The sequence below is a fragment of the Actinokineospora fastidiosa genome, assembly GCF_014648415.1.
Taxonomy (GTDB): domain Bacteria; phylum Actinomycetota; class Actinomycetes; order Mycobacteriales; family Pseudonocardiaceae; genus Actinokineospora; species Actinokineospora fastidiosa.
In genome coordinates, this window is sequence record NZ_BMRB01000002.1 from 1,784,636 (window position 1) to 1,809,997 (window position 25,362).

General features: G+C 73.3%; 24 protein-coding genes. 8 read left to right on the forward strand and 16 right to left on the reverse strand.

Annotated elements, in window-relative coordinates; genetic code table 11:
* Positions 1-60: 60 nt before the first annotated feature.
* From IEY98_RS18145 to mraZ, 4 genes are all read right to left on the reverse strand, one after another.
* Positions 61-2,454, reverse strand: coding sequence for a peptidoglycan D,D-transpeptidase FtsI family protein (locus IEY98_RS18145; protein WP_229787002.1), 2,394 nt, complete (start codon positions 2,452-2,454; stop codon positions 61-63).
* A 75-nt stretch (positions 2,455-2,529) separates the two neighbouring features.
* On the reverse strand, positions 2,530-3,828 hold the full coding sequence (gene ftsL / locus IEY98_RS18150) for a cell division protein FtsL (RefSeq protein ID WP_189211588.1): 1,299 nt from the start codon (positions 3,826-3,828) through the stop codon (positions 2,530-2,532).
* Positions 3,825-4,778, reverse strand: a complete 954-nt coding sequence (gene rsmH, locus IEY98_RS18155) for a 16S rRNA (cytosine(1402)-N(4))-methyltransferase RsmH (RefSeq protein ID WP_189211589.1) — start codon at positions 4,776-4,778, stop codon at positions 3,825-3,827. Before rsmH ends, ftsL begins: the two co-directional genes overlap by 4 nt.
* 146 nt (positions 4,779-4,924) lie before the next feature.
* Entirely contained in the window at positions 4,925-5,356 is a 432-nt protein-coding gene (gene mraZ, locus IEY98_RS18160) for a division/cell wall cluster transcriptional repressor MraZ (protein WP_189211590.1), read from the reverse strand.
* A gap of 552 nt (positions 5,357-5,908) precedes the next feature.
* Between mraZ and IEY98_RS18165 the strand changes: the two genes are divergently transcribed.
* Genes IEY98_RS18165 through IEY98_RS18175 form a run of 3 tightly spaced genes read left to right on the forward strand, consistent with a single transcriptional unit; the run spans position 5,909 to position 10,695 of the window.
* Complete coding sequence (locus IEY98_RS18165) at positions 5,909-6,997, forward strand: AAA family ATPase (RefSeq protein ID WP_189211591.1); 1,089 nt, start codon at positions 5,909-5,911, stop codon at positions 6,995-6,997.
* Between the two features lie 10 nt (positions 6,998-7,007).
* The gene (locus tag IEY98_RS18170) at positions 7,008-8,258 is read left to right on the forward strand and encodes a DUF58 domain-containing protein (RefSeq protein WP_189211592.1); all 1,251 of its coding nucleotides are present in this window, start codon (positions 7,008-7,010) and stop codon (positions 8,256-8,258) included.
* Positions 8,259-8,316: 58 nt separating this feature from the next.
* A complete protein-coding gene (locus tag IEY98_RS18175) occupies positions 8,317-10,695 on the forward strand; it encodes a transglutaminase TgpA family protein (RefSeq protein ID WP_229787003.1) in 2,379 nt (792 codons plus the stop codon).
* A 398-nt stretch (positions 10,696-11,093) separates the two neighbouring features.
* Here IEY98_RS18175 and IEY98_RS18180 read toward each other — a convergent pair whose 3' ends face one another.
* A complete protein-coding gene (locus tag IEY98_RS18180; RefSeq protein ID WP_189211593.1) occupies positions 11,094-11,492 on the reverse strand; it encodes an SCO2097 family morphological protein in 399 nt (132 codons plus the stop codon).
* A gap of 134 nt (positions 11,493-11,626) precedes the next feature.
* Positions 11,627-13,585, reverse strand: coding sequence for an acyl-CoA dehydrogenase family protein (locus tag IEY98_RS18185; protein ID WP_189211594.1), 1,959 nt, complete (start codon positions 13,583-13,585; stop codon positions 11,627-11,629).
* 73 nt (positions 13,586-13,658) lie between these two features.
* Here IEY98_RS18185 and IEY98_RS18190 point away from each other — a divergent pair, with 73 nt between their 5' ends.
* Positions 13,659-14,657, forward strand: a complete 999-nt coding sequence (locus IEY98_RS18190) for a PHP domain-containing protein (protein WP_189211595.1) — start codon at positions 13,659-13,661, stop codon at positions 14,655-14,657.
* Here IEY98_RS18190 and IEY98_RS18195 read toward each other — a convergent pair.
* The 3 genes from IEY98_RS18195 to IEY98_RS18205 all read right to left on the reverse strand — a co-directional run bounded on the left by IEY98_RS18195 (position 14,654) and on the right by IEY98_RS18205 (position 15,930).
* Positions 14,654-15,103, reverse strand: a complete 450-nt coding sequence (locus tag IEY98_RS18195) for a MarR family winged helix-turn-helix transcriptional regulator (RefSeq protein WP_189211596.1) — start codon at positions 15,101-15,103, stop codon at positions 14,654-14,656. The genes IEY98_RS18190 and IEY98_RS18195 overlap by 4 nt on opposite strands.
* Before the next feature lie 23 nt (positions 15,104-15,126).
* Positions 15,127-15,561 carry an ATP-binding protein gene (locus tag IEY98_RS18200; protein WP_189211597.1) on the reverse strand — a complete coding sequence of 145 codons (435 nt, stop codon included), beginning with the start codon at positions 15,559-15,561 and terminating at the stop codon, positions 15,127-15,129.
* A gap of 63 nt (positions 15,562-15,624) precedes the next feature.
* The gene (locus tag IEY98_RS18205; RefSeq protein ID WP_189211598.1) at positions 15,625-15,930 is read right to left on the reverse strand and encodes an STAS domain-containing protein; all 306 of its coding nucleotides are present in this window, start codon (positions 15,928-15,930) and stop codon (positions 15,625-15,627) included.
* Between the two features lie 160 nt (positions 15,931-16,090).
* On the opposite strand from IEY98_RS18205, the gene IEY98_RS18210 reads away from it, so the two are divergent.
* Positions 16,091-16,387, forward strand: a complete 297-nt coding sequence (locus IEY98_RS18210) for a WhiB family transcriptional regulator (protein WP_189211599.1) — start codon at positions 16,091-16,093, stop codon at positions 16,385-16,387.
* Positions 16,388-16,479: 92 nt separating this feature from the next.
* Here the strand turns inward: IEY98_RS18210 and IEY98_RS18215 are convergent, their stop codons facing one another.
* The 3 genes from IEY98_RS18215 to IEY98_RS18225 form a co-directional block, all read right to left on the reverse strand.
* Entirely contained in the window at positions 16,480-17,226 is a 747-nt protein-coding gene (locus tag IEY98_RS18215; protein ID WP_189211600.1) for a SigB/SigF/SigG family RNA polymerase sigma factor, read from the reverse strand.
* Complete coding sequence (locus IEY98_RS18220; protein WP_229787004.1) at positions 17,223-17,657, reverse strand: ATP-binding protein; 435 nt, start codon at positions 17,655-17,657, stop codon at positions 17,223-17,225. The genes IEY98_RS18215 and IEY98_RS18220 overlap by 4 nt, the downstream gene beginning before the upstream one ends.
* A 139-nt stretch (positions 17,658-17,796) precedes the next feature.
* The gene (locus IEY98_RS18225) at positions 17,797-18,726 is read right to left on the reverse strand and encodes a hypothetical protein (protein ID WP_189211601.1); all 930 of its coding nucleotides are present in this window, start codon (positions 18,724-18,726) and stop codon (positions 17,797-17,799) included.
* Positions 18,727-18,862: 136 nt separating this feature from the next.
* Here IEY98_RS18225 and IEY98_RS18230 point away from each other — a divergent pair, with 136 nt between their 5' ends.
* The gene (locus IEY98_RS18230) at positions 18,863-19,357 is read left to right on the forward strand and encodes an isochorismatase family protein (protein ID WP_189211602.1); all 495 of its coding nucleotides are present in this window, start codon (positions 18,863-18,865) and stop codon (positions 19,355-19,357) included.
* Positions 19,358-19,588: 231 nt separating this feature from the next.
* Here IEY98_RS18230 and IEY98_RS18235 read toward each other — a convergent pair whose 3' ends face one another.
* Positions 19,589-20,863, reverse strand: coding sequence for a DNA polymerase IV (locus IEY98_RS18235; RefSeq protein WP_189211603.1), 1,275 nt, complete (start codon positions 20,861-20,863; stop codon positions 19,589-19,591).
* A 42-nt stretch (positions 20,864-20,905) separates the two neighbouring features.
* Entirely contained in the window at positions 20,906-21,610 is a 705-nt protein-coding gene (locus IEY98_RS18240; protein ID WP_189211604.1) for a class I SAM-dependent methyltransferase, read from the reverse strand.
* A gap of 32 nt (positions 21,611-21,642) precedes the next feature.
* Between IEY98_RS18240 and IEY98_RS18245 the strand changes: the two genes are divergently transcribed.
* Positions 21,643-22,491 (forward strand): ParA family protein, encoded by an 849-nt coding sequence (locus IEY98_RS18245; RefSeq protein WP_189211605.1) that lies wholly within the window; start codon positions 21,643-21,645, stop codon positions 22,489-22,491.
* Position 22,492: 1 nt separating this feature from the next.
* Positions 22,493-23,272 (forward strand): DNA-formamidopyrimidine glycosylase family protein, encoded by a 780-nt coding sequence (locus IEY98_RS18250; RefSeq protein ID WP_189211606.1) that lies wholly within the window; start codon positions 22,493-22,495, stop codon positions 23,270-23,272.
* Here the strand turns inward: IEY98_RS18250 and IEY98_RS18255 are convergent, their stop codons facing one another.
* Positions 23,273-23,674 (reverse strand): hypothetical protein, encoded by a 402-nt coding sequence (locus IEY98_RS18255; RefSeq protein ID WP_189211607.1) that lies wholly within the window; start codon positions 23,672-23,674, stop codon positions 23,273-23,275.
* An 880-nt stretch (positions 23,675-24,554) separates the two neighbouring features.
* The gene (locus IEY98_RS18260; protein WP_189211608.1) at positions 24,555-25,340 is read right to left on the reverse strand and encodes a hypothetical protein; all 786 of its coding nucleotides are present in this window, start codon (positions 25,338-25,340) and stop codon (positions 24,555-24,557) included.
* Positions 25,341-25,362: the final 22 nt, after the last annotated feature.

The following is a 25,362-nucleotide window of genomic DNA, read 5'->3' on the forward strand; positions in this document are numbered from 1 at the left end:
GGGCGACCATGCCACCCCTGGTTCCCCGCGCGGGTCCACCGATGAGGTACAACCCGCCGATCACGGCAGCACGAGCGGCACCACCGGGCTGGGCTCGGCCGACAGCGGGATGTTGTAGCGCTGGGCGAGGAACGAGGCCACGTCGTGGAAGAACGGCGCGGCGCTGTGTCCCTCCGGAGTGGAGTACACCGGCCGGTCGTAGACCATGCCCACCACGAACCGCGGGTCGTCGGCGGGCAGGATGCCCGCGAAGGTGACCCAGTACTTGGTGTCGCTGTAGCGGCCCAGCTCCTTGTCGTACTGCTGCGCCGTGCCGGTCTTGCCGGAGATCTGGTAGCCGGTCAGCGCCGCCTTGGGCGCGGTGCCGTCGTCGTAGCCGGGGCCGTCCTGCGCGACCGCGCGGAACATGTCGACGGTGGTGCGGGCGGTCTGCGGGGAGACCACGCGCACGCCCTCCGGGCGCGGCTCCTCGACGCGCGTGCCGTCCGGCTTGATCACCGCCTTGACGATGCGCGGCGGCACCCGGACCCCGTCGTTGGCGATGGTCTGGTACATCCCGGCCATCTGCAGGACGGTCATCGACAGGCCCTGGCCGATCGGCAGGTTGCCGAACGTGCTGCCCGACCACTGGCTCTGCGGGAGCAGCGAGCCGGGACTCTCGCCGGGCAGGCCGACGTTGGTGCGCTGGCCGATGCCCAGCTTGGCGAGCAGGTCGGCGAAGCGGTCAGGGCCGATCTTGTCGGCCAGGATCAGCGTGCCCACATTGGACGACTTGCCGAAGATGCCGGTCGTGGTCATGTTGATTTGGCCGTGCGACCAGGCGTCCCGGACGATCCGGTCGGCGACGCGGGTCTTGCCCGCGACGGAGTACACGTCGGTGGGCGTGGTGAGGCCGTACTCGATCGCGCCCATCGCGGTCACGACCTTGTTGACCGATCCGGGCTCGTACGGCGTGGTGACGGCGGGGTTCGTCATCAGCTCGGGGTCCCAGCCGGACTTGCTCGCGTCGAACGTCTTGTCGTTGGCCAGGCCGTAGACCTCGCCGGTCTTGGCGTCGAGCACGACCACGCTGACCGACTGCGCCCCGCTGCGCTTGGCGTACTCCTCGGCCTTCTGCTGCAGGAAGAACTGCAGGTCGGCGTCGATGGTCAGCTCCAGGTCGGCGCCGTCGACGGCGGGCTGGCGGTTGCGCTCGCTGCCGGGGATGACGACGTTGCCGCCCTCCTTGGTCTCCACGGTGACCGAGCCCGGATTGCCCGACAGCTCGTTGTCGCGCAGCAGTTCCAGCCCGACGAGCCCGTGCAGGTTGTGGTTGGCCTGCTCCGGGTCGTCCATGCGCCAGTTCGCGACGCCGACGATGTTGGCGGCCAGGCTGCCGCCCGGGTACTCCCTCACCGCCCGGTACTCCTCGTTGACCTGCGGGAACCGGTCGGTGATGAGCCGCGCTTTCGCGGGCTCGATGTTGTGGACGAGGTAGACGAAGGACTTGTCGGAGCGCAGCTTCTCCAGCAGGTCGGCCTCGGAGACCCGGCTGCCCAGCACCTCCACCATCAGCCGCGCGAGGTCGGCGGTCTGCTTGTCGTAGTCGAGCTTCTCGGCGCCGGGCTTCTTGTTGTGCTCGGCGATGACCTGACGCTGCGCGCGGGGCCGCCACGCCAGCGACCGCGCCTCCACGCTGAACGCCAACTCGACCCCGTTGCGGTCCACGATGGCCCCGCGCGCCGCCGGGATCGGGATGGTCTCCACGCGCTGCCGCTCCGCCCGCGCGGCGAGCGCCTCGGCCTCGAAGACCTGCACCTGCACCAGCTTCAGGCCCGCGGCCACCAGGGAGGCGATCAGCACGAACCGGGTCACCACGACCCGCACCCGGTGATCGACGCCGGACGCCCGGTTGCGCACCCGGCGGCCCGGGGGCCGCTGGCCCTTGCCCGCCACCCCGGGGCCGTGGGTGCTCGCGTACCCGTAGCCGGACTTGCCCGATGGGGCGGTGCGCCTGCTCGCGGGCCCGTGCGACCGACCACCGCCGCGCGCGGTCGGGTAACCGGACCTGCTGGCTGCGCCCTGCGGGTATCCCGCCCGACCCGCGCCCTGCCCACCCTGCTTGCCGACCGGCCCGTCCCCGCGCCCGTACCGCTGCTGGCCCGCCCCTTGACCGCCCGGCTTGCCGCCGCCACGCCTGCCTGCCTGCCCGTCGGCACGCCTACCCGACCCCTGGGCGGCAGGGTTGCCGTCGCCGCGGTTGCCTGTCTGGCCGTAGCCCTGCCCGTCGGCACGCCTGCCCGACGCGCCGGGCTTGCCGTCGCCGCGCCTGGCTGGCTGGCCGTGGCCCTGCTTGCCCGCGGGGGTTCCGCGCTTGGGCGGGGGCACGTCGCCCTGGTCTCGGGGGCCGCCGGTCGGGCCGCGGCCGTCCCAGCCGCTCCTCGGCCTGCCGTCGCCCGAGTCCCACCTGCTCACAACCAGCTCCCCTGCGCCTTCACCCGTGTGCCCGCCGTCGCGCCCGGCGGGGTCCGGTCTTCCGTTCTAAGCAGCTCACGGCGCCTCCGCGCCCGACGTGGGCGGCGGGGTGGGCACCGGCGTGGGCTCGCCGACCACCGACACCTTCCCGTCCGGGGAGACGACCAGCCACGCGGCGTCGCCCGCCGGGACCATGCCCAGCTCGCGGGCGCGCCGGGCCAGCTCGGGGGCCGACTCCAGCCGCGCGACCTCGCGCTGCAGGACGGCGACCTGCTCGGCCAGCCGGTCGGCGTCGGTCTTGGCCCGCTCCAGCCGGTAGGAGTCGACGATGGCCTGCGTGGACAGCCACAGCGTGGCCACGACGCCGACCACCAGCAGCGCCATGATCACCACGACGAACGACGCCCGCCCAGCGCCGACGTCCCCCGGGTCGGCGGCGCGCTGCCGGTCGGGCTTGGCGCGGCGCACGCGCTCGGCGGCGAAGGCCCGCGCCCGCCCCAGCCTGCCGGGCCGGTCGCCGCGCTCCAGCCGGGCCGGGGCCTCGGTGCGGGTGCCCGCGGAGCCGCGCGGCCTGCGCTTGGTGTCACCGCGACGCCCACGCGCGCGGCGCGGCCGGGTCGCGGGCTGGGCCTCCTCCACCACCCGCTCGACGGCCGCCGCACGCTGCGACCGCCGGACCGGGACGTCGGGCTCCTCCACCCGCTGCGACCGGCGCACCGGCACGGCGGGCTCACCGGACAGCCCCCGGCTCCCGACGGGCTCACCGGACCGACCGCGACTTCCGACGGCCTCGCCCGACCGACCGCGGCTCCCAGCGGCCTCGCCCGACCGGCCCCGACTTCCCGCGCCCTTGCCCGACCCGCCTCGGCCCTCGGCAAACGCGCCGGACCGGCCGCGGCCCCCCGCGGGCTCGCCCGACCGGCTGCGGCTTCCGGCGTCCTTGCCCGACCGGCCGCGCCCCTCGACAAACTCGCCAGATCGGCCGCGGCCCCCAGCGGCCTCGCCCGACCGGCCCCGGCTTCCCGCGCCCTTGCCCGACCGGCCGCGCCCGTCGGCAAACTCGCCAAACCGGTCGCCAGCGAACTCGCCGGACCGGCCACCAGCGGCCGCGCCGGCCCCGCCCCGGCTTCCGACGGCCTTGCCGGACCGGCCGCGATCCTCCACGGGCTCGTCGGACCGGTCGCGACCGTCGGTGGAGTCGATGGGCTCGCCGGGGGCCGTGCGGGGCTGGGCGGCGTGGGGGTCGTCCTCACGGGGACGCCTGCGGGAGCGGGTGGCCGCCCGTTCCTCCGGCGTGCGTCTGCCCCTGCGGGCGCGCTGACGCGCGGCGACCTCGCCGTCCGGGTCGCTCGGGCGGCGGGCGGGGGCGCTCATGTGTCCTCCCGGGTGCGTTCCGCGGCCCGGAGACGGACGGACTGGGCGCGCGGGTTGGCGGCGATCTCGGTGTCGTCGGCCTGTTCCGCGCCGCGGGTCAGCAGCCGGATGCGCGGGGCGTGCTCGGGCAGCTCGACCGGGAGGCCGGGCGGCGCGGTGGACTTCGCCAGCTCCGCGAGCGCGTGCTTGACGATGCGGTCCTCCAGCGACTGGTAGGACTCCACGACGATGCGCCCGCCCACCCGCAGCGCCGACAGCGCCGCCGGGATGGCCCGGCGCAGCACGTCGAGCTCGCTGTTGACCTCGATCCGCAGCGCCTGGAACGTGCGCTTGGCCGGGTGGCCGCCGGTGCGCCGCGCGGGGGCGGGCACCACGGCGTAGATCAGCTCCACCAGGCGTCCGCTGGTGGTGAACGGCTCCCGGGAGCGCTCGGCCACGACGGCGGCGGCGATGCGCGCGGCGAACTTCTCCTCCCCGTACACCCGCAGGATGCGCGTGAGGTCGCCGTGGCTGTAGGTGTTGAGCACGTCGGCGGCGGTGATCCCGGTCGTCTGGTCCATGCGCATGTCGAGCGGGGCGTCCTGGGAGTAGGCGAACCCGCGCTCGGCGACGTCCAACTGCATCGACGACACGCCGAGGTCGAACAGCACTCCGTCCACCCGCGACAGTCCCAGACCGGACAGCGCGTCGGGGAGTCCGTCGTAGACGGTGTGGACCAGGTGCACGCGCGACCCGTGGCGGGCCAGCCGTTCCCCCGCCAGCGCCAGCGCGTCGGGGTCGCGGTCGAGGCCGACCAGCGTCAGCTCGGGGAACGCGGTGAGCAGGGCGTCGGAGTGGCCGCCGAGGCCGAGGGTGGCGTCGACCAGCACCGCGGACGGCGCCGACAGGGCAGGGGTGAACAGCTCGATGATGCGGTCGAGCAGCACGGGCACATGCCGCGGCTCCGTCATCGCCACCCCCTTCTCCTCGCGAGGTCCGCACCGGGTGCCGCCAGGTCCCCGCCCGCTCGTCGGACCTGGCGCCGGGGAAGGTGCGCCAGGGCCGGAAGCGAGCGGACCGAGGCCTCGCGGCACCCGTTCCGTCGTGTTCGGCACGCTCAGAACACGCCGGGCAGGACCTCCTCCCGAGCCTGGGCGTAGCTCTCCTCGTGGTCGTCCAGGTAGGTCTGCCAGGACTGGGCGTCCCAGATCTCCAGCCTGGTGATCGCGCCGATGACCACGCACTCTTTCGACAGCCCGGCGTAACGCCGCAGCTCAGGGGCGATGGTGATGCGGCCCTGGCCGTCCGGCCGCTGCTCGTCGGTGCCCGCGAACAGGTAGCGCTGGTACGCCCGGACCGCCTCGTTGGTCAGCGGGGCCGCGGCGACCTTGCGCGCCATCTCCTCGAACTCCGCGCGCGGGAACACGTAAAGGCAGTGATCCTGACCCTTAGTGACCATGAGCCCACCCGCAAGCGCGTCCCGATACTTGGCGGGCAGTGTCAGCCGCCCCTTGTCGTCCAGCTTCGGGGTGTGGGTGCCCAGGAACATCAGCACTCACCTCCCTGCCGAACCTGACGGATCGGCCGCGGGGACCCCTGCTGCCCCACTGCGGGCCACACTACCCCACTTTTCACCACAGTCAACGCGAATCGCGCGGGTTCCACCCCGGCAAACTCCGCGTTTCCGCAGCTAGACGCCCAGGGGGCGAGGTGGGGGACGCGGTGGGGCACAACCGGGCCGGGTTACCCCGACGCCCCCGGAAACGGCCGTTGACGGCCCGAAACGGCCGCCGATCCGGCAGCCGGGGCGTCGAGTGGGGGACGGTGGGGAAACCCGGTGCGGGCGGATCGGGATCCGCCGGACGGCCTCGCCTGGACGGGTAGCACAGAGTAATCAGTTGACGACGGAGGCAAAGTCCGCTCGTCCGGGCCGGGAAATCCGCACGGACCGCGCGGTTTCCGTTGGGTACTTCGCCCCGGTTTGACACACTCCATGACAGGCTGTCGCGGCCACGGGCGTATCCGTCCGGCAAGCAGCACGGGTTGTGCCGCGGCGACGGCGGAGCCGGAACGAACCGCCGGTCTGCAACCAGGAGGTCGAGTGACGTCTAGTACCCCGCCCACCGCCCTGCCGGGCCACCCCTATGCAGGGCCGGGCCGTGAGGGGACGACCTCCCCGTACGCCACCGACGGGCACAGCCGCTCCGGACTGCAGGACCTGCACGCGACCGTGCAGCGCATCGCCGCCAACGTCGAGCGCGTGCTGGTGGGCAAGCCCGAGGTCATCCGGATCGCGCTGGTCACCCTGCTGGCCGAGGGGCACCTCCTGGTCGAGGACGTTCCCGGCGTGGGCAAGACGTCGTTGGCCAAGGCGCTGGCCCGGTCCATCGACTGCTCGGTCAGCCGCATCCAGTTCACCCCGGACCTGCTGCCCAGCGACGTCACCGGCGTCTCCATCTTCAACCGCCAGACCAGCGAGTTCGAGTTCCGGCCGGGGCCGGTGTTCGCCAACATCGTCGTCGGCGACGAGATCAACCGCGCCTCCCCCAAGACGCAGTCCGCGCTGCTGGAGTGCATGGAGGAGCACCAGGTCACCGCCGACGGGCAGACCTACCCGCTGCAGTCGCCGTTCATGGTGATCGCCACCCAGAACCCGATCGAGATGGAGGGCACCTACGCCCTCCCCGAGGCCCAGCGCGACCGGTTCACCGCCCGGGTGTCCATCGGCTACCCGGACCCGCAGGCCGAGCTGGCCATGGTCGACGAGCACGCGGGCCAGGACGTGCTGCGCACCCTGAAGCCGGTGTCGGACGCCGACCAGGTGCGCTCGCTGATGGAGACCGTCCGCGGCGTGCAGATGTCGCAGGAGGTGCGCCGCTACAGCGTCGAGCTGGTCAGCGCGACGCGCAGGCTCCCGGAGATCCGGCTCGGCGCGTCGCCGCGCTCCACGCTGCACCTGGTGCGCGCCGCGCGCGCCCAGGCCGCGCTGTCCGGGCGCGACTACGTGGTGCCCGACGACATCCACGCCGTGGCCATCCCGGTGCTCGCCCACCGGCTCGTGCTCACCCCGGAGGCGCAGGCGGCCCGCCGCTCCCCCGCCGAGCTCGTCCGCGGCCTGCTCCAGCGGGTTCCGGTGCCGCAGCCGAACCCGGACCGCGGCGGCGCGACCTGGTCCGCCGCCCACCGCTGAGGGGAACGGCATGAGGGGTGCGCTTTCAGGGCTGACCACGCGAGGGCGCTGCCTCTTGGCCGCGGGCGTGGCGGCCGGGCTGTGCTCGCTGGTGCTCAACGAGCGCGATCTGCTGCGGGTGGCGGCGTTCATCATCACGCTGCCGGTCCTGGTGGCCGTGGTGACCGCGGTCGCGCGGGTGGGGCTGCGCGCGCAGCGCCAGATCACGCCGTCGCGGGTGCAGGTCGGCGGCCGCGCCGAGGTGACGCTGCACCTGCAGAGCAGCGGCAGGCTCCCGACCGGCGGGCTGCTGGTCACCGACGGCGTCCCGTACGCGCTCGGCGGCAAGCCCCGGTTCGTGGTGGAGCACCTGCCCCGGCACGGCGGGGCGCAGCTCAAGTACGGACTGCAGCCGATGCTGCGCGGCATCCAGCAGATCGGGCCGCTCAAGGCGGTGGTGACCGACCCGTTCGGCCTCGCCGAGTTCGAGCGCGAGCTGGCCGGGTCGACCCGGCTGGTCGTGGTGCCCAGGGTGGTGCCGCTGCGCGGGGTGCCCGGCGGCTCCGGCCTCGGCTCCGGCGACGACGGCTCGGTGCGGCTCAACGCGGGCAAGGGCGAGGACGACGCCGTCGTCCGGCCCTATCGCCAGGGCGACGACCTGCGCAAGGTCCACTGGCGCTCGACGGCCAAGCGCGACGAGATGATGGTGCGCGTCGAGGAGAGCCCGTGGCGCGGCGGCACGACCGTGCTGCTGGACCGGCGCGTCGTGGGCCACCGCGGCGCGGGCGCGGCCTCCAGCCTGGAGTGGGCGGTCTCGATGGCGGCCAGCGTCTGCGTGCAGCTGCACCGGCACGGCCACCAGATCCGGCTGGTCACCGAGACCGGCGGCGTGCTGATCACCGACCACGGCGACGGCAGCCACAACGACGCGCTGCTGCTCGACGCGCTGGCCGCGCTGCAGCCGGTGCACCAGCGCGAGATCAACTGCCCGGCCGACCCCGGCCACGGCCAGGAGCTGATCGCCATCGTCGGCGCGGCCACCGCGGCGTCGCTGGCCCAGCTGATCCGCTACCGCACGCGCGGCGCGCGCAGCCTGGCCGTCCTGCTCGACGTCGACGCCTGGGGCCCCGGCGACGGCGAGAGCGACCCCGACGGCGCGGCCGCGCTGCTGACCGGGGCGGGCTGGGGCGTGGTCAAGGCCCGGCCGGAGGTCCCGATGACCCAGATCTGGGCCGACCTGTGCCGCACCGGCACCAAGCGCGTCTCGGGGGTCGGCACGTGAGCGGACCGTCGACCCCGCGCCGCCGCGAGCGGCGTCCCGAAGCCCGCGAGGAGGCGTCGTGAGCGAGCAGGAGACCCCGCAGGCGCAGTGGTCGGTGACCGTCACCCCGGTCATCGCGGCGCTGACGGCGCTGTGCGCGTCCACGGCGCTCGCGGGCGTCATCGAGGGCATGCGCTGGCTCGGATACGCGGGCATCGCGCTGATGGTCGTCACCGCGACCGGCCTCGGCCTGCGCGCCCTGCGGACGCCCACGCTCCTGGTCGCGCTCGCCCAGCTGTTCGCGCTGTTGTGCCTGCTCGTCGCGCTGTTCACCAGCAGCGGGATCCTGGGGCTGTTCCCCGGTCCGAAGTCGATCGGCGACCTCGGGACGGTGCTGGAGGCGTCCGTCGAGGCGGTGCGGGTCGGGGTGCCGCCGGTGCCCGCGACCACGCCGGTGCTGTGCCTGGTGGTCATCGCGATCGGCATGGTCGGCGTCCTGGTCGACACGCTCGCCGTCGCCGCGGGGACGCCTGCCGCGTGCGGACTCGTGCTGCTGTGCGTGTACGCGGTGCCCGCGTCGCTGGCCGACGAGATGCTGCCGTGGTGGTCGTTCGTGCTGGGCGCGAGCGCGTTCGCGGTGCTGCTGGCCGTCGACGGCGCGCACCGGCACCAGGTGTGGCGCAACCGCCCGGTCATGCCCGGCACCGGGCGCGGCTTCGGGTCGCCGTCGGCGCTGGTGTCCGCCGCGCTCGCCCTCGGCCTGCTGGTCGGCGCGACGGCGACCGCCGTCGGCACGGTCGGCAGCCTCCCTGGCGGCGGCGCGGGCGGTGGCGCGGCGGGCGGGCTGGCGCTCAAGCCGTTCACCGCGCTGCGCGGCATGCTGAGCCAGGGCGCCAACGTCGAGCTGTTCCGGGTGCGCGGCCTCGGGTCGGAGGGCCGCTACCTGCGCGCCCTCACCCTCCCCCGCTACGACGGCGCGGGCGGCTGGCAGGCGGCCGAGGCGCTGCCGGACAACGTGCCCGCCATCGGCGACCTCCCGCTCGGCCCCGGCGACGACGGCGGCGGGCTGGTCACCCCGATCGAGATCGAGCCGATCAACTCCGAGGACCTGTGGGCCCCGGTGTACGGCACGCCCCGGCAGCTGCGCGACCTGCCGCAGGGCATGTTCTACGACCCCAGCGGCGGGATGGTGTACTCCCGCAACGCGCGCAAGCTGCCGAAGTACGTCGAGGAGGCCGACCTCAGCCAGCCCGAGGCCGACGACCTGCGGACCACCGGCACCGACTACGGCGAGCTGGACCCGGCCTACCTGGTCAACGACGGCATCGACCCCGAGGTGGTCGCCCTCGCCGAGCGCCTGGTCGCGGGCAAGTCGACGGCGTTCGACCAGGCGGTGGCCATCCAGGAGTACTTCGCGCCGTCCAACGGGTTCCTGTACCGCACCGAGACCAGCCAGGCGACGGGCGTGGAGGCGCTGAAGGACTTCCTGTTCGGCGCCAAGATCGGCTACTGCGAGCAGTACGCCTCCGCGATGGCCATCCTCGCCCGGGCCGCGGGCCTGCCCAGCCGGGTCGCCATCGGCTACACGGCCGGCTACCAGGCGGGCGACTACCGCTCGATCACCACGCAGGACGCCCACGCGTGGGTCGAGATCTTCTTCCCCGGCGAGGGCTGGGTCACCTTCGACCCGACCCCCTTGTCCGACGGCCGCGGCTACCAACCGCCGTACGTCGACGACGGCACCAGCACGGACCCGTCGACCGGCGTGACGGAGGAGGAGATCCCGACGGGCGCCGACGAGCCCACGTCGTCCCCCCAGGACGAGGAGACCACCGACGACCCGGGCGCGGCCCCGCCGACCGAGGACACCGGCCTGACGATCCCGTGGACGGTGTGGGTGGGCCTCGGCCTGCTCATCGTCGCGGCCGCGGCCGCTGTGCCCGCCCGGCGCCAGCGGGCGCTGCTGTGGGTGGCGGTGCCGTTGGGGATCCTGGCGGTGTTCTTCCTGCTGGGCGCGCTGTCGTGGTGGCTGGCGGCGCTGTGGCTGGTCCTGTCGATCGCGGCGGTCCCGGCGGCGGTCCGGGGGTGGCAACGCCATACGAACCGCCATGCGCTCGCCGTGCCGGGTGTGGTGGACCCGGCGACGGCGGCGTGGCGGGAGCTGATCGCGGAGTCGGAGGACCGCGGGGTGGCGGTCCCTCCATCCGACACTGTCCGCCTGGCGGCGCGTCGGATGGCGAAGGAGCACAGCCTGGACGAGCCCGGCCGTCATGCGCTGCGGACGGTGGTGGATTCGGTGGAGCGGTCCTGGTATGCGGGGCGGACGGAGCCGGACCCGCGGTTGCGGGCGGCGTTCGATGAGGTGGTGGCGGGGCTGCGGCGGACGTCGCCGCTGGCCTTCAAGTCCCGCGTGATGCCTCGGTCGGTGGTGCGGCGGAGGCGAGGGACGGAGGAGTAGGCGCGAGGGCGGGTCGGGGACTTGCCACCCGACCTGCCTGTGGGCGACCTGCGGGCCTTGCGCGCCCGCTAGCGCACGACCCTACCTGCCGCAGCACGACCTGTTCGGCTCTAAAGAACGCGAGTTGCTTGGTGGGTGTCCGATGGGGTGAACCCGCATTCGCGGGGCCCCTAAGCGAAGCGGCGCGGCGCGGAAAGAAGGGCGGAGCGGCGAAGCCGTTCCGCGCCGGGCGAGGGTAGCACCGCTTCGCTCCCCACGAATGCGGGTCCACCCCATCGGACAGTTGTGTGGGGCGTGTTGCGTTTGTGGGTGGTTGCTGCTTCGACACCGCAATAGGTGGACTGTGCGCATGTAAAAGCGCCGGTCCGACTTTGTCGGACCGGCGACCTTGGTGCTTGTTAGCGCTCTTCGTCGAAGCGCTTGCGGAAGCGTTCTTCCATGCGCTGGGAGAAGCCGCTGCGGCCGGGTGGGGTGGGGCTCGACGGGGGGTCGCCGTCGCCTTCTGCGGCGGTCTTGTCGCCGCGGCGGAAGGACGTCCAGGCTAGTAGGGCGCCGCCGAACATGATCAGGAAGCCGAGCAGGCTCACTACCGGGACACCGGCCACCTTGGGGAGCATCACACCGGTGACGAGCAGCGCCGCGCCGAGTAGCAGCAGGGCGATGCCCTGGAGCTTGCGTCGTCGGGACGGCTTGCGTAGGCGTGCTCCTCGAACGGTGGAGGCGAACTTCGGGTCCTCTGCGTAGAGCGCGCGCTCGATCTGGTCGAGCAGTCGCTGCTCGTGCTCGGAGAGTGGCATCGTTCCTCCTCCGGCACTGCGGTCGCGGGCGCCGGGCGATCACGGGTTGCCGCCGGACCCGGCGGGCACCCCCGCCGGGGGGTGTCGTCCACCAGAATACGGCGCATTCCACGTCCCGACTACCCGATCCGGGATCACCGTGCCACAGCTTTGCGCGACTCCTCCCCCGAACGTGATCCCGTCATGGTCGCGCCACTTTGCGTGCCCTGACGATCACCGTGCGCGATCGGCGCGGTGATGAGGGCGTCCGGGATGGCGAAGGCGTCGACCAGGGTCCTGGCGTGCGGGCGCAGGGCGCGGCACAGGGCGTTGACCGCGCCGGTCACGGCCTTCGCGCGGGCCGTCGTGAAGCGGCCGTGGCCCAGGAACCAGTCCAGGTCGGCCTCCAGGTTCGCCAGCACGTACAGGTCGCACACCCGGTTGAGCAGCGGCGACGGGTTGCGGTCGAGGGCGGCGACGAACGCCTCCAGCACGATCCGGTCGACGTGGACCCTGGCCGCGCGCAAGACGTGGTCCTGGGCGCTGTTGAACACCTCGAAGGCGTCGGCGTCCGGGTCGGCCGCGCGGCGGAGCCTGCGGGCCAGGGTGTCCAGGACGTGCTTCTCCCGGTCCTCGAACACCTTCAGGTGCCACCCCCGGTCGAGCAGGTCGGTCTCCTCGTCGCGCGGGGTGACGGCGTTGACCAGGCGTTCGATGACCGACCGGGCCGCTGTGCGCTCGATCACGGTCGCCACGAACTGGTCGGCGATCACCCGCCCCATGCCGCGCTCGCCGATGTACTGCCGGTAGCCCGTCAGCAACCCCTTCGCAACAAGCTGCAGCAACACAGTGTTGTCGCCCTCGAAGGTGGTGAACACGTCCGTGTCCGCCTTCAGCCGAGGGAGCTGGTTCTCCATCAGGTACCCGGCCCCGCCGCACGCCTCCCGGCAGACCTGCACTGTCCGGGTCGTGTGCCAGGTGCCGATCGCCTTGAGCCCGGCCGCGCGGGACTCCAGCTCGCGGCGGTCGGCGTCCTCCGGCAGGTCGTGGAGGGTGCTGACCAGCTCCTCCTGCGCGAAGTGCAGCGCGTAGGTCGTGGCCAGGGCGGGCAGGAGCTTGCGCTGCTGGGCCAGGTAGTCCAGGACGACGACCTCGTCGCCGCTGTCCGGGTGCGGGAACTGGCGGCGGGTGTCCCCGTACCGGACGGCGATGGCCAGCGCCTTCTTCGCCGCGCTGCCCGCCGCGCCCGCCACGCTGATGCGGCCCCGGATGAGCGTGCCGAGCATGGTGAAGAACCGCTTGCCGTCCCCCTCGATCGGGCTGTGGTACGTGCCGTCCGCGTCGACCCGGCCGTACCGGTCCAGCAGGGCGTCGCGCGGCACCCGCACGTCGTCGAACCAGATGCGGCCGTTGTCGACCCCGTTGAGCCCGGCCTTGGGCCCGCAGTCCTCGATCCGCACGCCCGGCATGGGGTTGCCGTCCTCGTCACGGATCGGCACGACCAGGGCGTGCACGCCGTGGCTGACGTCACCGACCACCAGCTGGGCGAAGACGACGGCCAGCCTGCCGTCCCGGGCGGCGTTGCCGATGTAGTCCTTGCGGGCGGAGTCGTCGGGCGTGCGCACGACGAAGCCGTCGCCGTCGAAGGTCGCCGTGGTGCGCAGGCTCTGCACGTCGGAGCCGTGCCCGGTCTCGGTCATCGCGAAGCACCCGGCCACCTCCAGGTCCATCAGCGGCCGCAGGTACCGGTCGTGGTGGCGCTGGGTGCCCAGCGCCTCGATCGCGCCGCCGAACAGGCCCCACTGGACACCCGCCTTGACCATGACGGACAGGTCGCCGAAGCCCAGCATCTCGAACGCGGTCAGCGCGCCGCCGGGGTCGCCGCCCCCGCCGTGCTCGGGCGGGAACCCGATGCGCGGGTAGCCCGAATGCGCCAGCTCGCGCAGTTCGGTGAGGACGACGGCCCGGTAGTCCTCAGTGGTGAGGTCGGCGGTGTCGGGCAGCCCGCGCTCGGCCATCCGGGCCCTGGCCTCGGCGCGGACGTGCGCCCAGCGGCCGTCGAGCAGGCCGGTGAGCGCCTCGGCGGGGATGGCGGGAGTGTCCGGGATGTCCATGTCCCGACGCTAACGGCGCGCCGGACGCCCTGCTCGCTGGCGCAAGATCGCGTCCTGCGGTTGGGTTGTCGCCATGGACCCCGTCTCGGCGCTCAAGCAGATCGCGCTGTTCTTGGAACGGTCCGGCGCGCACACCCAGAAGGTGCGGGCCTTCCGCAGGGCCGCGCAGGTGATCGCCGACCTGCCGCCCGGCGAGGTGGCCACCCGTGCCGCCGCGGGCACGCTGACCGGCCTGCCCGGCATCGGCAACTCCACCGCGAAGGTGATCAGCGAGGCGGTGGCGGGCGGCGAGCCGGAGTACCTGACCGAGCTGCTGGCCAAGGCGGGCGGCCCGGTCGCGGGCGGCGACGAGCTGCGCAAGGCCCTGCGTGGCGATTGCCACACCCACTCCGACTGGTCCGACGGCGGCAGCCCGATCCGGGAGATGGCCGAGGCGGCGATCCGGCTCGGCCACGAGTGGATGGCGCTCACCGACCACTCGCCCCGGCTGCGGGTCGCACACGGCCTCAGCGCCGACCGGCTGCGCAGGCAGCTCGACGTCGTCGCCGAGCTGAACGCCGAGCTCGCGCCGTTCCGCATCCTGACCGGCATCGAGGTGGACATCCTCGACGACGGCGCCCTCGACCAGCAGCCGGAGCTGCTCGCCGAGCTGGACGTCGTGGTCGCCAGCGTCCACTCCCACCTGCGCATGCCGCGCCGGGCGATGACCAGGCGGATGGTGGCCGCGGTGTCGAACCCGCTGGTGGACGTGCTGGGCCACTGCACGGGCAGGCTGGTCACCGGCAAGGGCAGGCCGGAGTCGGAGTTCGACCCGGAGGAGGTCTTCGGCGCCTGCGTCGAGCACGGCGTCGCCGTGGAGATCAACTCCCGGCCGGAGCGGCTGGACCCGCCCCGGCGGCTGCTGCGCCTGGCCGCCGACCTGGGCTGCTTCTTCGCCATCGACAGCGACGCGCACGCGCCCGGCCAGCTCCACTGGCAGCCCTACGGCTGCCAGCGCGCCGAGGAGTGCGGCATCGGGCCGGACCGGGTGATCAACACCAGGACCGCTGACGACCTGCTCGCCGAGTTCTAGACGGGCACGCCCGCGTCGGCCACCGCGGTGAACTCGCGCAACCCGGTCAGCAGGGCCGCGCGGCCCTCGGCGCTCATCCCGGCCAGCACCCGCCCGAGGTCCGCCCGCCGGTCGCGGCGCAGCCGGGCCAGCAGGTCGCGGCCGGAGTCGGTGACCAGCAGCTCGACCTCCCGACGGTCGTGCGCGCCGGGTCGGCGGCTCAGCAGGCCCGCGCTCTGCAGCCGGTCGCACAGCCTGCTGGCGGACGACGGCAGCACGCCGAGCATGTCCGCCAGCCGGGTCAGCGTCAGCGGCTCCACGGTCTCCACGAAGTGCAGCGCGCGCAGTTGCAGCGCGGGCACCTTCGGGTAGACGGAGGTGTTCGCGCGGGTGAGGACCAGCCCCAGCGCCAGCGCGGCGCCCTCGATCTCGGCGACCTCGTCCGGGCCGGGAACCTCGGCTGCCATCCGCCAAGGGTGGCACATCGGGGCTAATCGGCGCAGAGCAAGGAGAACTCCGCCCACACGCACAGTCCACCGTCGTGGCCCCGGTGCCCCCACTTCGAGCTGACCGCGGCCACGATGGCCAGACCGCGACTTCGGGGGGTGCTCGGCGAGAGCGGCACCAGCGACGGGTGCGCCCCGAGGCCCTGGTCGGTGACCTGCACGCGCAGGCAGCGCCCGCCGAGGTTGATCAGCTCGAGCACGACCTCGCCGACCCCGTGCTCGACGGCGTTGGTGACCAGCTCCGACACCGCGAGCAGCACGTCCTGGACGAGGCGGTCGGCCACGCGCCACGACTCCAGCACCGCTGCGGTGAAGTAGCGCGCGGACGCGGCCGACTCCGGACGGGGACGCAACCTGATCAACGCGGTCCGGGCCTCGCGCCCCGCCGCGTCCCGGTTTCCGCCGGTCACCGCCGTCATGTGCGAAGAGTTACCCCATCCGGCGGAGGGTGAATCACCCCGCGTGTCACCAGGTGATGTGCGTCACTCATCGAGGCCGAACACCGGCGCGAGACCGGTGATCTCGATGATCCGGCGCACCCGTTCGTGCGGCGCGCGCAGCCGGAGCGTGCGGCCTGCGTCCTCGGCCTGCTTGCGGGCCGCCACCAGCACGCGCAGCCCGGCGGAGTCCATGAACTCCACCTGCGACAGGTCGACCTCGATCGTGGCCGCGGAGGAGCCAGCCATCGTCTCCGACAGCGTCCGCTCCAGGTCCGCGGCCGTGGCCAGGTCCACCTCGCCCGACACCGAGATGACAATCGGGTCGGCGCCCTCGGTCTTGGTTTCCACAGTCGTCCTTCCTCGGCGCGGGTTGCCCTGCTCGGCACACCCTAATCACCCCGCAACGCGAGCGGGTTACGACAACACCGTTTCACCCCTCATAGCGCCGGGTAAGTCGCAGGCGACCCCGCCGCACCCCAGCGGGGGGCACCCGAGGGAGGGATATGCCATGGCCGAGATCACCCGTCTGCCCAAGCCGGTCGCCGAGTCCTGGACCTGGCAGTTGCAGGGTTCCTGCCGGGGTGCGGACGCGATGATGTTCTTCCATCCCGACGCCGAGCGCGGCCCGGCCCGCCACGCCCGCGAGGAGCGCGCCAAGGCGATCTGCCGTGCCTGCCCGGTGCTGGAGCAGTGCCGTGAGCACGCGCTCTCCGTGCAGGAGCCGTACGGGATCTGGGGTGCGATGGGGGAAGGCGAGCGCCGGACGCTGATCGCGCAGCGCCGCCGGGCCCTGAAGGCCTCCTGACGTCCGTCCCGCTGGGGTACGCGTCGATGCGCACCGTCCACTTCGGGCGGTGCGCATCGCTGTGCCGCCCCTTCTCGCGGCGGCGCGCGTCGCTATCCCGCCATTGTGGAGTCCTCGCCGAGCCCGGCTCTCAGCTGGCGTAACGTCTTGGCCAGCAGCCGGGACACCTGCATCTGCGAGACCCCGACCCGCCGGGCGATGTCCGACTGGCTCATCCCGCGGAAGAATCTCAGCACGACGATCCGGCGCTCCCGCTCGGGCAGCGCGGCCAGCAGTGGGGCCAGCGCGCGGCGGTTGTCCACCTCGTCGAACTGCTCGTCCTCGTAGCCGAAGCGGTCCCCGGCGGGCTCGGCGAGCCGCGCGTCCAGCGACGCGCCCTGCTTGCTCGCGCCCGCTACCAGCACCTCGTAGACCTGCTCGCGGTCCAGTCCCAGGTGGTCGGCCAGCTCGGAGGGCTTGGGCGCGCGGCCCAGCGTCTGGCTCAGCTCCGCGCTCGCGGCCGCCACGGTGACGTGCAGCTCCTTGAGCTGGCGCGGCACGCGGACGGCCCACGCGGTGTCGCGGAAGTGGCGGCGCAGCTCGCCCATGATCGTCGGCACGGCGAAGGCGTAGAAGTTGCCGCGCTCGGTGTCGAAGCGGTCGACGGCCTTGATCAGCCCGATCGTCGCCACCTGCACCAGGTCCTCCAGCGCCTCGCCCCGGCGGTCGAACTTGCGGGCGAGGTTGCGGGCCAGGTCCAGGTGCGCGGCGACGATCTCCGAGCGCAGCGCGGCGCGCCGGGGATCGCCCTCGGCCAGGCTGGCGAGTTCGGCGAGCCGCGGGTCGACGTCGTCGGTCACCGGGCGTCCATGACGGTCGGGCGGGCCACCAGCTCCACCGTGACGCGGTGCACACCACCGCCTGCGGGCTCGACGCGCTCGGTCAGCGACTCGGCGAGCGCGGTGAGGATCTGCCAGGCCAGCGGGTCGGCCGACGGCGGCCGGTCGTCGACGGCGTCCACGGCGACGCGCACCCGCAGCGTCTGCGCCTCCGGCTCGAACGCGCAGTGCAGGCGGCTCTCGACCGCCGCCGCCCTGACCAGCAGCGAACACGCCTCGTCGACGGCCATGCGCAGGTCCTCGATCGCGTCGAGGTCGAAGTCCATCCGCATGGCGATGTCGGCGGCGAACGAGCGGACCAGGGGAACCTGGTCGGCGTCGGCCCCGACGAGGATGTCGACGTTCCTGACCCGTGCGGCTCTGGTCACCGTCTCGGTCTCCACCTCTGACACGCTGTTTCCCTCCGGTCCGGCTCCCAGCCCGCAAAAGTGTGGAGCGGGGTGGGATTCGCTGTCCGTCCTGCGGACGCCATTCTCCACCCCGCTCCACGGCGGCGAAGTCCGCCAGGTCTGTACCCAGCCGGTCGCCGGGTCAAACCTGGAATTCGTTGCGGGTGTAGACCTGGCTGAACGTGCCCTCACCGGCGAAGTACTGGGCCACGAGGTAGGCGGGGTCGGTGGCCAGCATGCCGCGAGGAATGTCACTGCCGTCGTTGCCGTCGTCCCAGCCCCAGGGGGCGTTCGCGGAGTTGGGCTTGCCGTTGTCGCCGCGGAACGTGCCGTAGCTGGCGAAGGTGGCGGCGCTGTGTCGCCGAGCCCACATTCCGCCCTCGGAGAACACGCTGACCAGGCGGTATCCGACCGAGCGGTCGTTGCCCGACGACGGGACCTCGGCCGTCCCCGGGTAGTAGACGACGCCGTCGCCGCCGGGGAACTCCGCGCCGTTCCAGGCGTAGAGGCCGTGCCCCTTGGCCTCCTGGCGGGTGGTGGGACGGCCGTCGCGCAGGATCAGGGCGCCGTCGACGTTCTCCCGGCCGGAGGTGAACGTGCTGCCGGAGGGGACGTAGGAGTAGAAGTCGCTGTGGGCGACGGTGACCATCGCCTCCAGCCGCCCGTGCTGGGAGCCGTCCCTGCGGACGGTCAGGACCGTGCCCTCCAGGTCGTTCTCGTGGGTGAACTGGCGGAACGGGTCGGGGAAGTCCTCCCAGTCGCGCGGGTGGTAGAAGGAGTAGCCGATGAACCAGTGCGTCGAGGTCTCGACGACGGAGTAGTAGGCGGTCCCGGTGAGGCGGGCCAGGCTGTCGTCCTGGTGCTCCCAGTTGTTGAGGGTGTCCCATTCGCCGTCGTAGTCCACGGCGGTGACGTAGTCGGCGTCGTAGTCGCTGGAGTCGGTGTCCTGGTAGTGGATCGGCGCCCAGCGCGTGGCCAGCTCCAGGTCGGTGACGGCGGCGGCGGTCGGGGCGAGCAGGGCGGTCATGGCCAGCGCCGCGAGCACGGCGCCGACCCGCAGGGGTGTGATCATCGACGGTTCCCTTCCGGAAGTCGGTGATCATGTGACTACCGGAGGTGATCGTCGCGGCGGTAGCGTCCGGCCGAACCTGAGCACAGCACCGGATGGCGGATCCCGGATTCGAACACGTGTGCTAACGTCCGTGCCCATGCGGGATGTCCTGGTGCTGGTCGACGTGCAACGGAACATGATCCGGCCGCCGACGCCGGTGCCCTCGGCCCCGGCCGTCGAGGCCGCGGTGGTCGACCTGCTCACCCGGGCCAGGATCGCGGGCGTGCCGGTGGTGCACGTGCGCAACAACGGCGGCACCGGCGACCCGGACGAGACGGGCACGCCGGGCTGGGAACTCGTCCACGACGTGGTCGGCGGCGAGCACGTCGTCGACAAGACCGAGCCGGACGCCTTCGCGGGCACCCTCCTGGCCGACCTCATCCCCTCCGGGTCCCGGGTGGTGATCGCGGGCATGCAGAGCGAGTACTGCGTCCGCGAGACGGCCCTGTCCGCGCTCCGGCGAGGCCACGAGGTGGTGCTCGCCGCCCACGCCACCTACGACGACGACACAGACGCGACGACGATCGCCCGACGCGTGGAGCGCGAACTGGCGGCGGCCGGAGTCAGCGTCGGAGGCGAGATCGCGTTCTGACGCTGGCCCGAGGAGCTGACACCGCCGCTCCCGCTGGGCTGGGGTCACCTGTCGGGCCGGGCCAGCGCTTCGGGCGCGGCTCCGCCGGCCCTGCCGGGGTGAGGTGGCCCTTACGGCTCCGGTCAGCGCTTTGGGCTCGGCTCCGTCACCCGCCGGAGGTCCCTTTTCGGCTCAATCAGCCTTTCGCGCGCCGCTCTGCCGCCACCGGGACGAGGTCGCCTTCCAGCCCGGTCAGCGCTTCGGGCGGGGCTCCGTCGCTCCTGCTCGGTCCGGGTGCTCCCCCAGCAGGGAGGCTGGGCGGATGGCGGCCCGGCCGTATTTGGACCTGGCCCTGTCGGCGGCCTGGTCGGCTTCGCGCCAGCCGTTCTCCGGGGCGTCGAGGGTGAGTTGGTCCTGGCCTGCCGGGCCCAGTTGTTCCATGCGCACCCCGATCAGGCGGACCGCGCCGGGTGGGGCGTGGTCGGTGAGGAGGCGGACCGCGGTGCGGTAGATCTCCTGGGTGACGTCGGTGGGGGTCGGCAGGGTGCGGGAGCGGCTGATCGTGGTGAAGTCGGAGTAGCGCACCTTGATCGACACCGTGCGCCCGCTGAGGCCGCGGGAGCGCAGGCTGGCTGCCGTCTTCTCGCTCAGCCGCAGCAGTTCGCGCGCGAGCAGGATGCGGTCGTAGTGGTCGACCTCGAAGGTCTCCTCCGCGCCGATCGACTTCTCCGCCGTCTCGGGGACGACGGCGCGGCCGTCGTGGCCGCGGGCCAGGGCGTGCAGGTGCTCGGCCTGCGCGGTCCCGATCGCGCGCCGCAGGCGGGGCAGCGGGGTCTCGGCGACGTCGGCGACGCGTTCCAGGCCGATCGCGGCCAGGCGCTCGGCCGTCGCCTTGCCCACGCCCCACAGCGCGGAGACCGGCAGCGGGCGCAGGAAGGCGTCGACCTCGTCGCGGGGGACGACCAGCATGCCGTCGGGCTTGCCCAGGCCGGAGGCCAGCTTGGCGACGAACTTCGTCGGGCCCACCCCCACCGAGCAGCTGATCCCGTGCTCGGCGCGCACCTGGCGGCGGATCTGCGCGCCGATCTCCGCGGGCGTGGCCCGCAGCCGCCGCAGCGCGCCCGCGACGTCGAGGAAGGCCTCGTCCAGGCTCAGCGGCTCGACCAGCGGCGTGATGTCGCGGAAGATCGCCAGCACCCCGGCGGAGACCTCCTGGTAGAGCTCGAAGGTCGGCGGCAGGAACACCGCGTGCGGGCACAGCCGCCGGGCGTGCGCGGTCGGCATGGCCGAGCGCACCCCGAACCCGCGGGCGATGTAGTTGGCCGACGACACCACCCCGCGCGGTCCCACTCCCCCGACCACGACCGGCCGCTCCGCCAGCTCCGGCCGCTCCCGGATCTCGACGGAGGCGTAGAAGGCGTCCATGTCGACGTGCAGGATCGGGCACCCGGCATCGTCCGGCCACGCGTCATCGCGCGCCCGGAACCGCTCGACCAACCCGCGCGGCAGATCCCCGCTCCGCCCCATGCCGCACAGCAAAGCACAGGGCGCCGACAGCCGGGCCGAGCGTCAGCGGCGGGCCAGGGCGTGCAGGCGGGTGGCGATGTCGCGCAGCGGGGCCATGGTGGCCGCCGTCGCCTCCAGGTCGGCGAGGGCCTCCGCGGCGGCGAGGTTGGACTCCAGCACCCCGCCGGGGACGAGGTCGGTCAGGACGCCGAGGCCCTGGACCAGGTGGACCGTCAGGCCCGCGTCGTCGAGCAGCGTGTGGAGGCCGACGGTGTCGAAGCGGCGGGGCTCGCCGGGGACGGCGGGGCCGTCGAGGAGCTGGCGGGCGTCGGTGAGCTTCCCGGAGATGGCCCGCTGGATCACCGCGGCGAAGCGGTTGGCGACCACCACGGACACCGCGCCGCCGGGCGCGACGGCGGCGGCGAGCGCGGCGACGGTGACCTTGGGGTCGTCCACGACCTCCAGGACGCCGTGCGCGATGACCAGGTCGAACCCGGGGCCGACCAGCTGGTCGAGGGCGTCGCTGTCGCCCTGGACGGCGGTGATGCGGTGGGCGACCCCGGCGTCCTCGGCGCGGCGGTCGAGGGTGGCCAGGGCGTTGGGGCTGGGCTCCACCACGGTCACCTCGGCGCCCGCCGCGGCCAGCGGGACGGCGAGCACCCCGCTGCCGCCGCCGACGTCGAGCAGCCGGGGCGGCTGCCCGCCACGGCGTTCCCGGGCGGCGGTCAGCTCGGCGTCCAGCACGCGGCGAACAGGATCGGGGCGCATGAACGGAAGCGTAGAGACCCTAAAGTGACGATGTGCAGACGGTGGCGGTGCTGAGCCTCAAGGGTGGCGTGGGGAAGACCACGGTGGTGCTCGGGCTGGCCTCGGCCGCGCTGCGCCGCGGGGCCCGCACGCTCGTCGTCGACCTCGACCCGCAGTGCAACGCCACGGCGACGCTGGACCCCGCCGAGACCGAGGCCACGCTGGCGGACGTGCTGGAGACCCCGCGCCCGTCGGTGATCCGCGACGCGATCGCGCCCAGCGCGTGGGGCGACGACGTCGACGTGCTGGTCGGGTCCGAGGAGGTCGAGACCCTCAACGACCCCGACCCCGGCGCGCGCAGGCTGGAGAAGCTGGGGCGGGCGCTGGCCGAGCTGAAGACGATGCTGGCCGAGGACGAGCTGCCCTACCAGCTGGTCCTGCTGGACTGCCCGCCGTCGCTGGGCAGGCTGACGCGGTCCGCGCTGGTCGCCGCCCAGGGCGCGCTGCTGGTGACCGAGCCGACGATGTACGCGGTGTCGGGGGCGCAGCGCGCGTTCGAGGCCGTGTCCGACACGCGTGACCAGCACAACCCCAACCTGATGGCGATCGGCGTCGTGGTCAACAAGGTGCGGTCGCACTCGTACGAGCACCAGTTCCGCATCGCCGAGCTGCGCGAGACGTTCGGGTCGCTGGTGATGCCGGTGGCGCTGCCGGACCGGTTGGCCGTGCAGCAGGCGCAGGGGGCGTGCCTGCCGATCCACCAGTGGCACACGCCGGGGGCGCGGGAGGTGTCGCTGGCGTTCAACCTGCTGCTCGCGCGCGTGCTGCGCAGCGGCCGCAGGGGGCGTCACCAGGCCATCGACTGGCCGGACGACGACGACGCCGAGGCCGCGGAGGCCTGAGGTGCCCGAGGGCGACACCGTCTTCCGCAGCGCGGCGGTCCTGGCCGAGGCGCTGGTCGGTCGTCGCCTGACCCGCGGCGAGCTGCGGCACCCCCGGCTGTCGACGGTCGACCTCGCCGGGCGCGAGGTGGTCGGCGTGCGGCCGGTGGGCAAGCACCTGTTCCTCCGCTTCGACGGCTCGCTGAGCTTCCGGTCCCATCTGCGGATGGACGGCGGGTGGCAGGTGGGCCCGGCGGGCGCGCGGTGGCGTCGGCCCGCGCACCAGGTGCGCGCGCTGCTGGTCACCGCCGACAAGCAGGCGGTGGGCTACCTGCTGCAGGAGATGGCGCTCGTGGACACGGCGGAGGAGGACCGGCTGGTGGCGCACCTGGGTCCGGATCTGCTGGACCCGGAGTGGGGGCCGGAGCTGGCCGCCGAGGCCGCGGCCCGGCTGCGCGCCTCGCCGGAGCGGGAGCTGGGTGTGGCGCTGCTGGACCAGCGGGTCATGGCAGGGCTGGGCAACGTCTACAAGTCCGAGGTCTGCGCTGTGCTGCGGGTGACGCCGTGGAGCCCGGTGTCCTCAGTGGACGCGGACCGGGTGGTGGAGGTCAGTCGGGATCTGCTCTACCGCAACCGTTTGCGCGTTTCCCGCAACACGACGGGCGATCCGCGACGGCCGGTGTGGGCGTATGACCGGACGCGGTATCCGTGTCCCCGCTGTGGCGGGCGGATCAGGCGTGCCGATCAGGACGACCGGCCGACGTACTACTGCCCGACGTGCCAGGCGGGGCCGCGTCCCTGATCAGGGACACCAGAGGATGCCGCAGGGCCTGCGCGTCGTCGTGGTGGTGGTCGTCGTGCGGCGGGTGGTGGTCGTCTCGGGGGGCGGGGGCGGCGGCTCGGCGGTGGTGGTCGTGGTGGTGACGACCGGGGGCGCGCTGGTCGTGGTCGTGGTGGTGGTGGTCGTCGAGGTGAGCGAGGTGGTCGTCGTGCTGGTGGTGGGCGACGCCGCGGAGGTGGCCGAGACCAGGGTCCCGGAGACGAAGGTGGCCTGGACGGTCGGCTCCGGCTCGGCGGACTGGTCGACGGTCGAGCCCTCCGGCACCGCCCGGAACCGCGCCCCCGAGTCCAACCCCTCGAAGAACAGGGCGGCAGCCGCCGCCCCCACCACCGCACCGATGGCGACCCGACCAGCAGCGGCCACCGGCACTCCTTCCACAGCACCTATGTGAACAGCTTTCACACACTCTGCGTATTCGGGTAAGCACCCTAGCATCACCCGTTCGGGTGGCGAGGAAAAGCTGTTGATCGGGGCAAGCCTCGCGTCTTAGCTTGTGCGTACACAAGAGAGGAGGTGGTCCAGAAGTGATTTCCCTTCGGACTCGTGAGGTGGCTGTCCGCTAAGGACCACCGCAGCGAATACCAGGCAGTCACCCGGCCCTCGGGCTCTCGGGGCGGAGTCCACCCCGAGCCCCACGCCACGCGTGGGGAAGCAGCCCGGGGGCTGTCCTATTTTCAGGGGCGGAAACCGCAGGCCAGCCAACGCACGGCTCGTGGAGGCGGGGGCGGGCGGGTCAGAGCTGTGGCCGAGCTTGGCCCGGGTCCGGGCGGAGGCAAGCCGGACTGTGTCGGGGCCGGAACCAATACCGGAGCCGGAGCGGACCGGCGCCAGGGGAAGCGGGCCTGGCCAAGACGAGCCCTAGGGCGAAGCCGGGCAGAGGCCAGAACGCAAGCCCGAACCAGGGCCGGAGCGAGAACCGGGGCTGGGCCAGGAGCGAGGCCGTGGCCGGGCGGAGTCAGGCCGGGGACCGGGCAGAGACCGGAGCCCGAGGCGGGTCGAGCCGAGGGCAGGCCGGGGCGGAGGTAGGCGCGGGCCGAAGCCAGCGGCGGAGCCGGACCGAGGCGGGACCGAGGCCGAGGCAGAACCGGGACCGAGGCGGAGCCGGGACCGAGGCCGGCCGAGTTGGGGACCAGAGCTGGAGCCGGGGCGGGCGGCGTGGAGCCGGGGTCGGCGGCGGTGTTGACAGCGGCTGCGGTGGGTGCAGGCGACGGCGGGTGCGCGGGTTGGGGTGCAAGTGCGGGGTCTATTCCTCCAGTTGTTGACGTCGTCGCCAGGCTGCTGCTGTGGCGCGTTCGGCTTCCTTTGCTGTTCGGCGGGCTAGTTGGAGGTCTCGGCGGGCGTCTAGTTCCGCGGCCTCGGCGGCGTCGAGTTGGGCGTTGAGGTCGCGGACGCGTTCCTCGGCCTTGGCTACCGCCTTCTCGGCGGCCGCTACCGCGCGTTCGGCTTTGGCTCGGTCGGCTTCGGCGGACTTGACCTCGGCTTTTGCCGCGGCGATGGCCGCGCGCTTGTCCTCGGGGGGTTTCTTCTGCTTCTTCTCCGGTTCGCGTTTGGGCTGGGGGGTTACCGCCAGGCCGGGCCAGGCGGGGGCGCCGGAGAGGTCGCGGACGGAGGCGATGCGGCCGGTGCGGAGGCGTTCTTCCGCCGACTCGTCCAGCAGAGCTGTCGTGAACATCTCCTCCAGCTCGCGGATGATCGGCTCGCTCAGGTCGTCGCCCTGGGCCGCGCGGGTGACGAGGGTGCGGAGGACCTCGGCGCGCTTGGGGGTCAGGTCGCGCAGGGCGGGGCCGTCGGCGGACTGGTGGGCCGCGCGCAGGGCGTCGCCCAGTTCGGTGAGTTCGGCCACGGCGTCGGGGGCCGAGCGGACCAGGCGGTTGACCAGCCAGGCCGCGGTGGTGGGCTTGGCCAGCTTGTCGATCTGGGCCGCCGCCTGCGGATCGCCGGAGTCGCGGACGCGTTTGGCCAGGGCCTTGCGGGCGGCGGTGAACTCCTCGCGGGGCAGCGCGTACAGCTCGTCGGCGTCACGGGTCACGCGCCCATCATCGCGTCCGGAT

Coding starts and splice junctions, on each gene's coding strand:
- IEY98_RS18200 (WP_189211597.1), bottom strand. CDS start 15,561: ATGACGGCGGTGACCGGCGGAAACCGGGACGCGGCGGGGCGCGAGGCC.
- IEY98_RS18180 (WP_189211593.1), bottom strand. CDS start 11,492: ATGCCACTCTCCGAGCACGAGCAGCGACTGCTCGACCAGATCGAGCGC.
- IEY98_RS18185 (WP_189211594.1), bottom strand. CDS start 13,585: ATGGACATCCCGGACACTCCCGCCATCCCCGCCGAGGCGCTCACCGGC.
- IEY98_RS18190 (WP_189211595.1), top strand. CDS start 13,659: ATGGACCCCGTCTCGGCGCTCAAGCAGATCGCGCTGTTCTTGGAACGG.
- IEY98_RS18240 (WP_189211604.1), bottom strand. CDS start 21,610: ATGCGCCCCGATCCTGTTCGCCGCGTGCTGGACGCCGAGCTGACCGCC.
- rsmH (WP_189211589.1), bottom strand. CDS start 4,778: ATGACGGAGCCGCGGCATGTGCCCGTGCTGCTCGACCGCATCATCGAG.
- IEY98_RS18230 (WP_189211602.1), top strand. CDS start 18,863: ATGCGGGATGTCCTGGTGCTGGTCGACGTGCAACGGAACATGATCCGG.
- IEY98_RS18170 (WP_189211592.1), top strand. CDS start 7,008: ATGAGGGGTGCGCTTTCAGGGCTGACCACGCGAGGGCGCTGCCTCTTG.
- IEY98_RS18195 (WP_189211596.1), bottom strand. CDS start 15,103: ATGGCAGCCGAGGTTCCCGGCCCGGACGAGGTCGCCGAGATCGAGGGC.
- ftsL (WP_189211588.1), bottom strand. CDS start 3,828: ATGAGCGCCCCCGCCCGCCGCCCGAGCGACCCGGACGGCGAGGTCGCC.
- mraZ (WP_189211590.1), bottom strand. CDS start 5,356: ATGTTCCTGGGCACCCACACCCCGAAGCTGGACGACAAGGGGCGGCTG.
- IEY98_RS18225 (WP_189211601.1), bottom strand. CDS start 18,726: ATGATCACACCCCTGCGGGTCGGCGCCGTGCTCGCGGCGCTGGCCATG.
- IEY98_RS18235 (WP_189211603.1), bottom strand. CDS start 20,863: ATGGGGCGGAGCGGGGATCTGCCGCGCGGGTTGGTCGAGCGGTTCCGG.
- IEY98_RS18210 (WP_189211599.1), top strand. CDS start 16,091: ATGGCCGAGATCACCCGTCTGCCCAAGCCGGTCGCCGAGTCCTGGACC.